The sequence below is a fragment of the Erythrobacter sp. EC-HK427 genome (assembly GCF_902498745.1).
GTDB lineage: Bacteria > Pseudomonadota > Alphaproteobacteria > Sphingomonadales > Sphingomonadaceae > Alteraurantiacibacter.
This window is the reverse complement of record NZ_LR701479.1, coordinates 1086756-1099799: the sequence shown is the minus strand read 5'-3', so window position 1 is coordinate 1099799 and position 13044 is coordinate 1086756. Positions and strand designations below refer to the sequence as shown.

The window sequence follows — 13044 nt, the reverse complement described above, 5'->3', positions numbered from 1 at the left end:
GCATGGGAATGGGGAAGATTACAGGCGGCTGCCGCTGCGGCGCGGTGCGATATGAAGCCGAGGGAACAGCAGCGCATCATGCGCTGTGCCACTGTCGCGATTGCCAGATGGCGAGCGGGGCACCGGTGCTCGCGTGGCTGGCGATGCCCGCCGAAGGGTTCAGCGTGACGCAGGGAGAGCCTGTCCGCTACACTGCCCCTTCGGGTTCGATGCGCGCGTTTTGCGGCACCTGCGGCACGCCGCTCTTTTTCGTGAACGAAGCTGTTTTGCCGGGGATCGTCGACATTCAGTCGGTCACTCTCGACGAGCCCGATGCCATTCCGCCGCAAGCGCAAATCCAGCTGGCGGAGCGGCGAAGCTACATGGCAGCCCTCGATACGCTACCAGGGTTTGACCGCTTTCCCGGAGAAGGCTGACGCCACCCCCGGAGGTGCGCGATCAATCGTCCCGCGTCGGCGGAACCGCGGGCGGTTCGGCCGGAATGCGGCTCGGATCGACCAGCACCGGCGGCGGGCCTTCTTCGTCGGGCAGCGTCTCGCCCTGCGCGGCGCGGCGGCGTTCGAACTCGGCGCGCTCCAGCTCCTCAACCCGGGCCTGTGTCAGCGCGGCATTGCCGTCGATCTCGGACAGGCGTTCGGCGCGCGCTTCGGCGACCAGTTGGCCCATGCGCACATCGCTGCCCTGCGCGCGTTCGGCATAGGCGGCCTCGATCATTTCGAGCGTGCAGCCATTGTCGCCGCCTAGCCCCGTGGGCGTGCAGCTGAGCGGGCCGAAGGCGCCCAAAACCTCAAGGCTTTCCGCGCGGTTCGTCCAGCTTTCATTGGCGGGCGAGTTCACATTGCGCAACCGCGGCGGGGTGCGATAGCGCTCGCTTTCAGCCAGCCGCGCGCAGACATTGATGGTGTTGTCATCGGACTGCGGACACGGGTCCTCGCCATAAATGATAAGCTGGTTGACCCTGTATTCGGGCGGCTGCGCGGGCCCTTGCGCAGGGCGGTCTTGCGCGGCAGCGGGCATCGCGGTGATCGCGACCAGTGCAGCGGCGGACAGGGTGAGCAAGCGACTCATCGAAAACCTCGGATCAGTGTTATGTCCGTCACCCATAGCAGAACCCAGCTTGAATGCGCCATGAAGCAGCGCGCGCAGGCTCAGACCTTCTGCGAGACCTTGATCGCCACTTTGCAGCCCAGCCGGATCGCGGCGTAGAGCAGCGGATAGGCGGGCGCTTTCTCCGCGCCATGCTCGAAGGCGGTATCGCGGTGCTCGCGCTCGTCCTCGCGGAAGCGGTGGATCATCGCGGCGAGTTCGGGATCATCGCCATCGGCTTCCAGCTCGGCGAGCTGGTCGGAATAATGCTTGTCGATCTCGGTCTCGACCGCTGCGGTGCAGGCCATCGCGGCTTCGGGGCCGATCAGCGCGGTGCCCGCGCCCAGCGCGTATCCGGCGAGGTTCCAGAACGGTTGCAGCGCGGTGGGCCGCACGCCGCGCTTCGCCATCAGCGCGTCGAACTCCTCGCGGTGGACGCGCTCCTGCTCTGCCATGGCGCGGATTTCCGCCGAATGCGGGCCGCGTTCGCCCATTACGGCGAGTTGCCCGGCATAAATGCGCGTCGCGCCAAACTCGCCCGCCTGATCGACGCGGATCATTTCCGAACGGTCTTTGGTGGCAGTCATGCGGTTCTCTCCTTCGCCAGCAGCAGCACCCATATGGCCATCGCGCTGCCGATAGAAAGAAGCGCATTCCACCCGGCGAGCGAAATACCGATGAAAGACCACGGTGCAACGTCGCAACGCACGACATCGAAGCTGAGTGGGTCGGACGCGCCCGTCGCGCAGCCGGTAATGCCCTGCCACCAGCCATATTCGACGCCGGCATGGAACCCGCCGATCAGGCCCGAGGTGAGAATTCCCCCCGCCGCCAGCGCGATCCACATCCGCCGGGGCGGCGCGAAGAGCGAGAGCAGCGCCAGTGCCAGCGCAGCGAAATGCGGGTAACGCTGCCACCAGCACATTTCGCACGGATAGAGGCCAAAGCCGTATTGCGAGAGATAGGCCCCGCCCAGCAGCAGCGCGGGCACGGCCAGCGCCAGCCGCTGGGCGATGCGGTCCGATGTAGGGAGAGGTTGGGTCATGAATCCCGCCTAGCGATTGCCAAGGATCGCCTCAATTCCGCGCTACCGAAACACCCGCCCGCCGCCGCAACGTGCGCACCGCGTAATCGAGCTGGAAATCCTCGATCCCCATTTCCTCCAGCTGCGCAGCGGTCAGCTGGAAGCGCGGATCGTCCAGCCGGTCGCGTTCGAGCGTATCGTCTTCCGCGCCGATCTCGTTGATCAGATGCCCGCGCAGATCGCTTTCGCGCAGCGCAAGGCGCTGGCGGCGTTCGGCATCGGGATCGGACAGCTGCGGCACGCGGATATCGGGCTCGATCCCGTTCTCCTGCACGCTGCGGCCCGAGGGCGTGTAGTACCGCGCCGTCGTCAGCTTCAGCGCCGAATCGCGGGTGAGCGGCAACAGCGTCTGCACGCTGCCCTTGCCGAAGCTGCGTTCGCCCATCACCAGCGCGCGGCGGTGATCCTGCAGCGCGCCCGCGACGATTTCGGAAGCCGAGGCCGAGCCTTCGTCGATCAGCACGATGATGGGAATGCCTTCCGCCACATCGCCGCGATAGACGCTTTCGGCATCGTAATAGAGCGAATCGCGCCGCGTGCGCCCGCGCTGCGAGACGATTTGGCCTGAATCGAGGAACAGATCGGACAGCGCCACCGCTTCATCGAGCGAGCCGCCCGGATTGCGCCGCAGATCGAGCACGATGCCCGCCAGCTCTCCGGTCGCCTCTTCCTGCAAGGCGCGCAGTCCGGCGAGCACGTCAGCGCCGACATCGGCGGAAAATTCATTGACCGAGATATGCGCGATATTGCCGTCGAGCAGTTCCCAGGTCACCGGCTCCAGCTCGATTACGCCGCGCGTTACGGTGACGTCGAAGGAATCCTCGCGCCCTGGGCGGAAAATCGTCAGTTCGACCGAGGAGCCTGCCGGGCCGCGCATTTGCGAGACCGCGTAATCGACATCCTGTCCGTAAATCAGCTCGCCATTGATATGGGTGATGTAATCGCCCGCAGCGAGGCCCGCCGTCTCGGCAGGGCTGCCACGGAAGGGCGAGATGATGCGCACCGCGCCGTCATCCATCTGGATCGAAATGCCCAGCCCCTGGTAATTGCCGTCAATCATGGTGGTGAGGCGTTCGAGCTGGGTGCCATCGAGATAGGCGCTGTGCGGATCGAGCGCGGCCAGCATCCCGTCAATCGCGCCGCGGATCAGGACTTCGTCCTCCACCGGCTCGACATAGCTGGTCTTGATCCGCTGGTAGGTGGCGAACAGCCGCTGGAATTCGGGCGATGCGCGCCCTTCCATTTGCGCGAGTGCGGAGGTGGTGGCGGGCACCAGCGCCACCGCGGTGCACAGCGCCGCAGCGCGGATGGCGGGAGCGAATTTGGTCGAGAGTCTGGTCTTCATATCATTCCTGCACGGGCACTGTCCCGAGCGGGGGTGTATCGCAGCTGCGGTCTGAACGCCAGATGAGGTTTTGGGCGGGGGTTTTGATGGGTAACGAGGCGCGTTCACGAGCAAAGCGAGTGACCGAGGCCAAGCGGCCGACCCGCAGGTGCCGCGCAGCCGGAACGAAGTTCTGGCGAAGCGAATAGCACCGAGGATGGCACGCGCGGATGCGCGGGCCGAACATAATTAGCGAGTATAAAGGAGCGGGTTCACCGGCTCGCCATCACGGCGCAGTTCGAGCGTGATCTGTGGGTTGCCCGGCCCGGCAATGCCCAGCGGCGCGCCGCCGACCAGTTCCTGCCCCGTGCGGACATCGAGCCGCGCGAGGCCGGTAATCAGGCTCGTCCAGCCGCCTTCGTGCTCGATAATCACGATCCGGCCAAAGCCGCGATAGGAACCGGCAAACCCTACCCGGCCTTCAGCGGGAGCGATCACTTGTGCCCCGGCGATGGGCGCCAGCGTCAAGCCCTGGCTCAGCCCGGCGCCCTGCGATGCGCCGAACCCGGCGACGGTGCGACCGGTGACGGGCAGAACATAGGGGCGCGGGGCGGAGCGGTCGGCAGTGGTTGCGGCGGCAGTCGGGGCGGCGGGCGCATTGCCGCTATTGCTGCCCGGGCGCAGTTCGGGGCCGGGCAAAGCGGCGAGCCGTTGGCGCAGCGTCGCCGCGCCTTCCAGCTCTTCCACCAGCCCGTCCAGATCGCGCGCCTGTTCGGCGAGCGCCAGCGCGCGTTCGGCCTCGCGGTCGGCGGCGGTTCCGGCCTCGCGCGCGGCGAGGCGGCGGGCGCTTTCGATATCGGCGAGTTCGACCTGGCGTTCCGCCAGCGCGCGCTCTTCGGCTTGCAAGGCTCCTGTGGTTTGCGCGGTTTCCTCACGCAAAGTCGCGGCGCGGGTGATCTGGCCGCGTAATCCTGCGGTATTTGCCTCCACCGCAGGGACGGCATTGTGCAAGATGGCGCGCAAATAGACGATGTCGCTGATTTCGCCCGGACGCAGCAGCGAGAGCGCGACCGGGCGGCGCGAGAATTGCTGGAGTGCAGCGGTGAGGCGGATCAGTGGTTGCTGCTCGCGGCCCAGCGTCTCGCGCAATTCACTGCGTTCCTCGTCGAGCAGCGCCATCCGGGCACGGGCGGCGGCGATGCCGGCTTCGGCCTGCTGGATGCGCGCGGCGAGCGCGGCGGACTGGCGCGCGGCGCGCTCCGCCTCGCTCTCGGCGGCATCGGCCTCGCGTTCGAGGCGGCGGCTGCGATCCTCGGCAGCGGCGCGTTCCTCCAAAGCCTCGGCGAGGGCTTGCCGCGCCTCACCATCGCTGGCGAACGGGCTGGCGCTCTGGCCGAGCGCGGCTCCGGCGAAAATGAGGGCCGAGCCTGCGAGAAGGATGGTGCGGTGCATCGCGCGTCACCCTGCCCGATGATAGGGGTGTCCGGCAAGGATGCTGGTGGCGCGGAACAATTGTTCGGCAAGCATCGCGCGGGCGAGCAGATGCGGCCAGGTGGCCTTGCCATAGCTCAGCAGCAGGTCGGCAGCGCTGCGGTCTTGCTCCGAATGCCCGTCCGCCGCGCCGATCAAAAAGCGGCATTCGCGAATGCCATCATCGCGCCAGCGTTCGAGAATACGGGCGAAGTCTTCAGAGCCGCAATTCTGACCCTTTTCGTCGAGCAGGACGAGTCTGGAGGGCGTTTGAGGTTCGGGGATTCGCCCGCCGGTTTCCGGCAGTTCGGTGAGTTTCACCGGCCATGCGATGCGCTTGACGTACCGCTCGACCAGCTCCTCTTCAGGCGAGCGGGCAATCTTTCCGCGAGCGATGATGTGGAGAAGGATGTGAGGTCTCCTATGAGATCGATCGTCGGCTAATCAATCACCGCGTTTTCGATGGGCGCGCGACAATTCTTACAGCCGCCCTGCACTGGGAAGGTGATGAAAATCGGGTCGAAGAACCGCCCTCCGCATTCGCCGCAATACACCGTTCGCCACGCAATCAACGCAAACAAAGGAATGAAAATTATCAGGAGAGCAGCCGCGGCAAACGCTAGAAGGAACAGCAGAAGTTCAGCATCGCCCCAAGGCGCTTTGCTGGGAAGGTAAATTGCCAAGAATGCGAACAAGGCTAGGGCCAGCCACCACGACCAGTTGGCCAGCCGGTATCTGGCTTTCGGGCTCAATCGGCTCTCCTACTCAACTTCTACCCATATGCCGCGTTTCGCCGTCTTCGCCGAAGCCCCACATCCGTTCAAGGTTGTAGAAGCCGCGCACTTCGGGGCGGAACAGGTGGACCACCACATCGCCGGCATCGATCAGCACCCAATCGGCGGCGGGCAAGCCTTCGACGCGGGGCATGGCCTTGCCGCTTTGCTTGATCTTTTCCGCCAGCTTCTGTGCCATGGCAGCGACTTGCCGCGTGCTCCGGCCCGAGGCGATCACCATGTGATCGGCAATCGAGCTTTTGCCCGCGAGCGGAATCGAGACGAGTTCCTGCGCCTGATCATCATCCAGCTGGGTGATCACGAGTTCGTGCAAGGAGCCGGGTTCGGTTTCCGGCAGTTCGGTGGAGAGGTTATCAGATATCGACATGATGGAAATGGACGCGGTGGCTTGGCCGTTCGGTTCTGCGCCGGAAAGCGCTGCGCTGTTGGCTTGTGTCATCGCTGCTGGTCATGCTCCTGAGAGTGGGAATGGAAGGCACATCCCGCAAGAGCATGGCCGAATCATTCAGCCTGCCCTGCGGACGTTTCGTGGATGAGGGAATGCGTTATGTCGTCCCGTGGCGGCGGGCCGGAATACCGGCTCGCCCAAAGCGGATCTGCACGGCGTATATCGGTGGCCGAGCGCGGATCAGGATCGAAACGCAGTTCTATCAGCGCCGGTGCGCTCCATTCGCGCCGGTTTCGCAAACCGGGTGCGGGCAACCGGAAACGCCGCAACCAGACCATCGCAGGACTTGCAAGGGCAGCAGCATCATACCCCGGGCGGGCGATAACGGCAATGGGCATTTCCCGCGCGATGCCGCGCCAGTTCTTCCAGCGGTGGAATTGCGCCAGATTGTCCGCCCCCATCAGCCAGACAAAGCGGCGTTTGGGATAGCGACGCTTGAGCGCCCGCAGCGTGTCCACCGTGTAGCGCGTGCCGAGCTTTTGCTCGATAGCGGTCACGCGGATCGGTGCATTGCGGCTGGCGCGCTGCGCTGATTTCACGCGGGCGGGCAGCGGCGCCATGCCCGCTTTGGGCTTGAGCGGATTGCCGGGAGAGACCAGCCACCATGCCTCGTCCAGCCCCAGCGCCTCGATAGCGAACAGCGTCACCCGCCGGTGGCCGCCATGCGCCGGATTGAAGCTGCCGCCGAGCAGGCCTGTGATTTTACCAGATCGGTTCAAGCGCGCGCCTGCCCTGAACCCAGAACCTGCCATTTATAGGTCGTTAGCCCCTCCAACGCGACCGGCCCGCGCGCGTGCAGGCGGCCCGTCGCAATGCCGATTTCCGCGCCGAGGCCGAACTCTCCGCCGTCGGCGAATTGGCTGGAGGCATTGTGCATCACAATCGCACTGTCGACTTCGGCGAGGAAGCGCGTCGCCGCAGCATCGTCATCGGTGACAATCGCATCGGTATGGCCCGAGGAATGCGCTGCGATATGCGCCAGCGCGGCGTCCATCCCGTCCACCACCGCGACCGAGAGGATCGCGTCAAGATATTCGGTGTCCCAATCATCCGCCCGGGCAGCGCCGATGCGCGGATCGAGCGCCTGCGCCCGTCCGTCGCCGCGCAGGGCGCAGCCTGCATCGAGCAGCGCAGCCACCACCGCGCCCGCGCCGGTAAACCCGGCATCGATCAGCAACGTCTCCATCGCTCCGCAAATCCCGGTGCGGCGCATCTTGGCATTGACGGCAATCGCCTGCGCCATCGCCGGATCGGCATGGGCGTGGATATAGGTGTGACAAATCCCGTCGAGATGGGCGAGCACGGGCACGCGGGCATCGGCCTGCACCCGCGCGACCAGCCCCTTGCCCCCGCGCGGCACGATCATGTCGATCAGCCCCGCCGCTTTGAGCATCGCGCCCACCGCCGCGCGGTCTTGCGTCGGCAGCAGCTGGATCGCGTCTTCAGGCAGTCCCGCGCTGGCAACACCGGCGGCAAAGGCGGCGTGCAGCGCGCGGTTCGAATGCACCGCCTCGCTCCCGCCGCGAAGCAGCGCCGCATTGCCCGAGCGCAGGCACAGCGCAGCGGCATCGGCGGTGACGTTCGGACGGCTCTCATAGATGATGCCGATCAGGCCAATAGGGATGCGGCGCCGCACCAGCGTCATCCCGGCAGGGGCCACCGACCGGGCGATTTCCTCGCCCACCGGATCGGGCAGGGAGGCGACGTTTTCGATCGCGGCGGCAATCGCTTCGAGCCGCGCGGGATCGAGTTTCAGCCGGTCGAGCATGGCACCCGACAGGCCGCCCGCTGTAGCTGCCGCAATGTCCTGTGCATTGGCATCGAGGATGCCCGCCTGCCGCGCCCGGATTTCGCCCGCTGCGGCGCGCAGGGCGGCGGCCTTTTCCGCATCGCTCGCACGCGCCAAATCGCGCTGCGCCGCGCGCCCGGCGGTGGCCATTTTCGTGACGAGGGCGGCGGGAGTGGTGGATTCGGAAGCGGGGAGGGTCTGTTGATCGGTCATAATCTCGGCTTGAAAATTCCTTCTTGTATGGGGGCGCTGCGGAGGCCCTTGTTAACGATCACATAGGGGAGCGAAAGGGCGAAGCGCTTGGGCGAATCGCTCCCGTAAATCCGCGATTGCGCGCGGGGTTCCGGGGAAAGTTTACGCAAATAAACGATTCACCGCACCCCTTGTTCGATTCGCCGGAGATTCCCCGCACGCGACTCGACCTCTCGTGTCGCATCCTTACAAGCCGCTCCCGGATCATAAACACCTGATGAACGGGGTCGCTTTGTCAAATTCTCACGCTGGCGGAAGATGGGAACGCCTGCGGAGCTGGTTTCCTGAGCGTGAATTTTTCATGCGCTCCGAAGGTCAGATCCGTTTCATCACAATCACTACGCGCACGCAGATGGTTGCTGCCGGACTGGCCGCGTTTGCCGTCATCGGCTGGACGACCTCGATGGGCGTCGCCGCCTTTGCCCAGTATCGCAACAGCAGCGAAATGGCTTCGCTGCTTGAACGCGAGGCGCACGTCGCTTCCTCGGAAGAGCGTTACAACGCCTATGCCGACGATCTGGAAGCGACCGTGCAGGATCTGGAAACGCGCCAGCGCCTGCTCGAAGAATTCGCCGAGATGCTGCCCGAAGATGTGACGGCGGAAGAGGGCGAGAGCACTGTCTCCAATTCCTCGGAGGAGAGCGAAGAGCTTATCAGCCTGATGCGCGAAGTGTTCCCGCAGGCCGAAGGGCTCGCGCGTATCGAAGCGCGGCAGCTTGCCTTTGTCGAGCGGCTGACCCGCTATGCCGACCGCCGCGCCGCGCGCGCCGAACAGGCGATGCGCCAGTTGGGGGTCAACCCGCAGGCGGTGATGGCGGCGAATGAAAGCGCGCTGGGTGGCCCGCTCGAATTGCTGGCCTCGGACGCTGATGGCTCGCTCGATCCGCGGTTCGAACGCCTCGGCCTCAGCCTGGCGCGAATGAGCGCGCTGGAGCGCGGGCTGGAGAGCATTCCGCAGGTCATGCCCGCCGATATCAATTCGATCAGCTCGGGCTTTGGCTATCGCCGCGATCCGTTCAATGGTGGCGCTGCGATGCACAGCGGCCTCGATTTCCGCGCGCCGCATGGTTCGCCGATCTTCTCCGCTGCTGCGGGCACGGTTGTCTTCGTCGGCTGGAAGTCGGGATACGGCAATACGGTAGAAATCGATCACGGCGCGGGCATGATTACGCGCTATGCGCATATGTCCGGCTTCAACACCCGCGTGGGTGCCGAAGTGCCCGCCGGTGCGCGGATCGGCGCCATCGGTAGCACCGGTCGCTCGACCGGCCCGCATTTGCATTTCGAAGTCCGTATCGATGGCCGCGCCGTCAATCCGCGCCCCTTCCTGGAGTCAGCGCCCGATGTTCTCGAAGAAGCCCGCGCCGAATTTGCCGCCAGCAACAGAGCGAGCCGCTAACATGCGCGGCGGTTCAGGGGGCAGCACTTTCTCGGTGATCGGGCCCGATGTCGTCATTCGCGGCAATATCGAAGCCACCGTTGATCTCCACGTCGATGGCACGGTCCATGGCGATATTTCCTGCGCTTCGCTGGTGCAGGGCGATGGCAGCACGATCGAGGGCGAAATCACCGCCGATTCGGCACGCCTTTCGGGCCGCGTCAAAGGCCGGATCGAAGCGAAAAATCTCGTAGTGATGAAGAGCGCGCGGATCGAAGGCGATGTGTCCTACGAAACGCTCACCATCGAACAGGGCGCGAATGTGGACGGGCGGTTTGCGCCGCTCGGTGCACGCACAGCAAACGCCAAAGCTGACGAAGTGCCGCTCGACCTGACAATGGCGAGCTGAGACAGATTTGCAGTTTTTGGAGAGGAAGGGGCGGCCCGCCGGGTCGCCCCTTTTCCTATGTGCGCCGCCTGACCAATTGATCAGAGCGCCGCGCGATCAGAGATCGTCGGGGCCGGGTTCGGGCGCGGGATTGGCTTCAGCCTCGCGCTTGGCGGCGAGCCATTGTTCGGCCTCGGCTTCCTGCGCGGCTTCGGAGGCGGCCTTGACCGCATCCGCCCGTTCCTTGCGCAACTCCTCGATCAGCTTCGCCTTGTCGTCGCGCGGATCGGCTGCAACCGGCGTTTCCTCGCCCTCGGCCTGCGGCTCTTCGCTCACGGCGACGCGCTTGGCGGCCTTGGCCACCGCGGCATCAAGCTCGCGCTGCGAACACAGGCCCAGCGTCACCGGATCCTTGGCCTGGATATTGGCGATGTTCCAGTGGCTGCGGTCGCGGATCGCGTTGATCGTGTTGCGCGTGGTGCCGATCAGGCGGCCGATCTGCGCGTCGGAAATTTCCGGGTGGTTGCGCAGCAGCCAGGCGATGCCGTCGGGCTTGTCCTGCCGCTTGGACACCGGCGTGTAGCGCGGGCCCTTGGTGCGGCTGACATCAACCGGCGCCTTCTGCATGACGAGCGCATAGGCCGGATCGGCCTGTCCACGCTCGATCTCGGCATGGGTCAGCTCGCCCGAATGCACCGGATCGCGCCCGGTATATTTGGAGCCCGCCAGATCATCGGCCATCGCCTGCACTTCGAGGATGTGCAGGCCGCAGAAATCGGCGATCTGGGTGAAGCTGAGCGCCGTGTTGTCGACCAGCCAGCTGGCGGTCGCATGGGGCATGAGGGGTCTGGGCTGATCCGCCACTTTTTCTCTCCGAAATAAAAGGGCCGCCCCTCACGGGACGGCCTTGCTTGGCAGCAGATGTAGTCGCTTTGCCGCCTTTGGGCAAGCATTAGCGAGGTCAGGCCGTCAGCGGAGCGGCAGCAGCTGCGCGTTCCTGCGGTGCCATCGGCTCCAGCCCGCGCCGGAACTGTTCGGCGCTGGCCTCCCAGCTATAGGCGCGCCCTGCCAGCAAGCACGCCTCGCGCGAGAAGGTGAGCGCGGTCGCAATCGCGTCTTCCAACTCCCCGGCCATCGCCCCGCTGCCTTCGCTCAGCACGTCAATCGGGCCGGGCACCGGATAAGCGGCCACCGGCGTGCCGCAGGCGAGCGCTTCGATCATCACCAGCCCGAAGGTGTCGGTTTTGCTCGGGAAGACGAACACATCGGCACCGGCATAGCAGGCCGCCAGCTCGTCACCGCTGCGTTTGCCGAGGAAGATCGCATCGGGATACTCGGCGCGCAGCTTGGCCAGCGCGGGGCCATCGCCCACCACGACTTTGGTGCCGGGATGGGTGTTGCCGAGAAACGCCTCGATATTCTTCTCCACCGCCACGCGCCCGACATAGAGCTGGATTGGGCGCGGCAAGCGCAGGAACAGGTCGGGCGGCGCGTGATCGGGGTGGAACAGCGCGGTATCGACGCCGCGGCTCCAATGGTGAAGCTGGGTCAGGCTCTGTTCGCGCAGTTCGGCGCGGATGGTACCGGTCGCCACCATGATCCGCTCTGCCGGGCGATGGAAGTGGCGGATGAAGGGCCAGAACAGGCTGGCAGGAAGCTTTGTCCGCCGCGCGAGATAGTCAGGAAACTGCGTGTGGTAGGCGGTGGTGAAAGGATGGCGGTTGCGCTGGCACCAGCGCCGCGCCGCCCAACCCAGCGGGCCTTCGGTCGAGATATGCACTGCATAGGGCCCAAACGCGCGCAGCCGTCGCCCGACCTGGGTCGAGCCTGCAAGCGCCAGCCGGATTTCCGGATAGGACGGCGCGGGGAAAGAGCGGAACAGGTCGGGCGCAATGACTTCGACGTCATGGCCTTGTGCCCGCAAAATCCCGATAACCGTGTCGAGCGTGCGCACCACCCCGTTCACTTGCGGGTGCCAGGCATCGGTGACGATGGCGATACGCATCAATCTGTCCTCAGGCGGCTTGCGGCACACCGGCGACGGCCTCTTCGGCCTGCTGGCGCGCTTCGCGCTTGGCTATTTCCTCCGGCCAGTGCAGGATTTCCATGCGGCCATCAGCGTGTTCGACCAGCGCGTTGCAGCCTTCCACCCAGTCGCCATCGTTCCAGTATTCGGTATCGCCGAACATCCGGTGCTCGGCGGTGTGGATATGGCCGCAGACCACGCCGTCGACCCCGCGCTTTGCCGCCGCTTCGGCAACGACTTCCTCGTATTTGCCGATAAATTCGACCGCGTTTTTGACCTTGTGCTTGGCCATTTTGCTCAGCGACCAATAGGGCAGATCGAAGGCCCGCCGCACCACATTCACATAGTGGTTGAGCTTCATGATGAAGTGGTAGGCGGCATCGCCGACAAAGGCGAGCCAGCGGTGCGACAGCATGACGGCATCGAACTCGTCCCCGTGCAGCACCATCAGCCTGCGCCCGTCAGCCGTCGTGTGGAAGGCCGCGCGCTGGATTTCGATCCCGCCGAAATGCATGCCCGAAAACTGGCGGAACATCTCGTCGTGATTGCCGGGAATATAGATGATCCGCGTGCCGCGCTTGGCGCGCTTCAGGATACGCCAGACGATGTCGTTATGTTCGGCAGGCCAATAGAGCTTTTTCTTCAGCCGCCAGCCATCGATGATGTCGCCGACCAGATACAGCGTTTCGCTATCGACGCTGTCGAGGAAATCGATCAGCAGCTTGGCGTTACAGCCCTTGGTGCCGAGATGGATATCGGAAATCCAGATTGTGCGATATTGCCGCCGTCCCTCGGGCGAACGCTCGGGAATAACCGGCGTATGCGCTTCGGCGCGCGCCAGTTTGACAATCACATCGTCGCTGTCGGAGTCCAAGGCTGCTCCGGCCTCGCTATCAAGATAGCTGTCGAACATCGGATATCCTTCCAGAAAGAAGCTTCTGGAGGCTCCGAATGCCACCGGTTTGTTACGCGCTAACCGCATTTTCGCGGCAGATCGGCGACATT

16 protein-coding genes are annotated in these 13044 nt (G+C 65.0%); 3 read left to right on the top strand and 13 right to left on the bottom strand.

Features of this window, described 5'->3' with window-relative positions; all coding sequences use genetic code 11:
• Positions 1-8 precede the first annotated feature (8 nt).
• Positions 9-416, top strand: coding sequence for a GFA family protein (locus tag GC121_RS05300; protein WP_151973098.1), 408 nt, complete (start codon positions 9-11; stop codon positions 414-416).
• A gap of 22 nt (positions 417-438) precedes the next feature.
• On the opposite strand, the gene GC121_RS05295 is transcribed toward GC121_RS05300, so the two are convergent.
• The 10 genes from GC121_RS05295 to GC121_RS05250 all read right to left on the bottom strand — a co-directional run bounded on the left by GC121_RS05295 (position 439) and on the right by GC121_RS05250 (position 8208).
• The gene (locus GC121_RS05295; RefSeq protein ID WP_199857760.1) at positions 439-1068 is read right to left on the bottom strand and encodes a hypothetical protein; all 630 of its coding nucleotides are present in this window, start codon (positions 1066-1068) and stop codon (positions 439-441) included.
• 80 nt (positions 1069-1148) lie between these two features.
• Complete coding sequence (locus GC121_RS05290) at positions 1149-1673, bottom strand: demethoxyubiquinone hydroxylase family protein (protein WP_151973097.1); 525 nt, start codon at positions 1671-1673, stop codon at positions 1149-1151.
• The gene (locus GC121_RS05285) at positions 1670-2131 is read right to left on the bottom strand and encodes a disulfide bond formation protein B (RefSeq protein WP_151973096.1); all 462 of its coding nucleotides are present in this window, start codon (positions 2129-2131) and stop codon (positions 1670-1672) included. Before GC121_RS05285 ends, GC121_RS05290 begins: the two co-directional genes overlap by 4 nt.
• 31 nt (positions 2132-2162) lie before the next feature.
• Positions 2163-3515, bottom strand: coding sequence for a S41 family peptidase (locus GC121_RS05280; RefSeq protein ID WP_151973095.1), 1353 nt, complete (start codon positions 3513-3515; stop codon positions 2163-2165).
• 228 nt (positions 3516-3743) lie between these two features.
• Positions 3744-4946: a murein hydrolase activator EnvC gene (locus GC121_RS05275; RefSeq protein ID WP_151973094.1), complete on the bottom strand. Its 1203-nt coding sequence runs from the start codon at positions 4944-4946 to the stop codon at positions 3744-3746.
• Positions 4947-4952: 6 nt separating this feature from the next.
• Entirely contained in the window at positions 4953-5375 is a 423-nt protein-coding gene (locus GC121_RS05270) for a 23S rRNA (pseudouridine(1915)-N(3))-methyltransferase RlmH (protein ID WP_151973093.1), read from the bottom strand.
• A 29-nt stretch (positions 5376-5404) separates the two neighbouring features.
• Entirely contained in the window at positions 5405-5716 is a 312-nt protein-coding gene (locus GC121_RS05265) for a hypothetical protein (RefSeq protein ID WP_151973092.1), read from the bottom strand.
• A 13-nt stretch (positions 5717-5729) separates the two neighbouring features.
• Positions 5730-6125 carry a ribosome silencing factor gene (gene rsfS / locus GC121_RS05260; RefSeq protein ID WP_151975606.1) on the bottom strand — a complete coding sequence of 132 codons (396 nt, stop codon included), beginning with the start codon at positions 6123-6125 and terminating at the stop codon, positions 5730-5732.
• A gap of 134 nt (positions 6126-6259) precedes the next feature.
• Entirely contained in the window at positions 6260-6958 is a 699-nt protein-coding gene (locus GC121_RS05255) for a nicotinate-nucleotide adenylyltransferase (protein ID WP_199857759.1), read from the bottom strand.
• On the bottom strand, positions 6922-8208 hold the full coding sequence (locus tag GC121_RS05250) for a glutamate-5-semialdehyde dehydrogenase (protein ID WP_151973091.1): 1287 nt from the start codon (positions 8206-8208) through the stop codon (positions 6922-6924). Before GC121_RS05250 ends, GC121_RS05255 begins: the two co-directional genes overlap by 37 nt.
• Before the next feature lie 340 nt (positions 8209-8548).
• Between GC121_RS05250 and GC121_RS05245 the strand changes: the two genes are divergently transcribed.
• Both GC121_RS05245 and GC121_RS05240 read left to right on the top strand, forming a co-directional pair.
• A complete protein-coding gene (locus GC121_RS05245; protein ID WP_151973090.1) occupies positions 8549-9646 on the top strand; it encodes a M23 family metallopeptidase in 1098 nt (365 codons plus the stop codon).
• 1 nt (position 9647) lies between these two features.
• Positions 9648-10034 carry a polymer-forming cytoskeletal protein gene (locus tag GC121_RS05240; protein WP_151973089.1) on the top strand — a complete coding sequence of 129 codons (387 nt, stop codon included), beginning with the start codon at positions 9648-9650 and terminating at the stop codon, positions 10032-10034.
• A gap of 96 nt (positions 10035-10130) precedes the next feature.
• Here GC121_RS05240 and GC121_RS05235 read toward each other — a convergent pair whose 3' ends face one another.
• From GC121_RS05235 to GC121_RS05225, 3 genes are all read right to left on the bottom strand, one after another.
• On the bottom strand, positions 10131-10853 hold the full coding sequence (locus tag GC121_RS05235; RefSeq protein ID WP_151973088.1) for a DUF1013 domain-containing protein: 723 nt from the start codon (positions 10851-10853) through the stop codon (positions 10131-10133).
• A gap of 121 nt (positions 10854-10974) precedes the next feature.
• Complete coding sequence (locus GC121_RS05230) at positions 10975-12018, bottom strand: glycosyltransferase family 1 protein (RefSeq protein ID WP_151973087.1); 1044 nt, start codon at positions 12016-12018, stop codon at positions 10975-10977.
• A 10-nt stretch (positions 12019-12028) separates the two neighbouring features.
• The gene (locus tag GC121_RS05225; RefSeq protein WP_151973086.1) at positions 12029-12952 is read right to left on the bottom strand and encodes a UDP-2,3-diacylglucosamine diphosphatase; all 924 of its coding nucleotides are present in this window, start codon (positions 12950-12952) and stop codon (positions 12029-12031) included.
• Positions 12953-13044 lie beyond the last annotated feature (92 nt).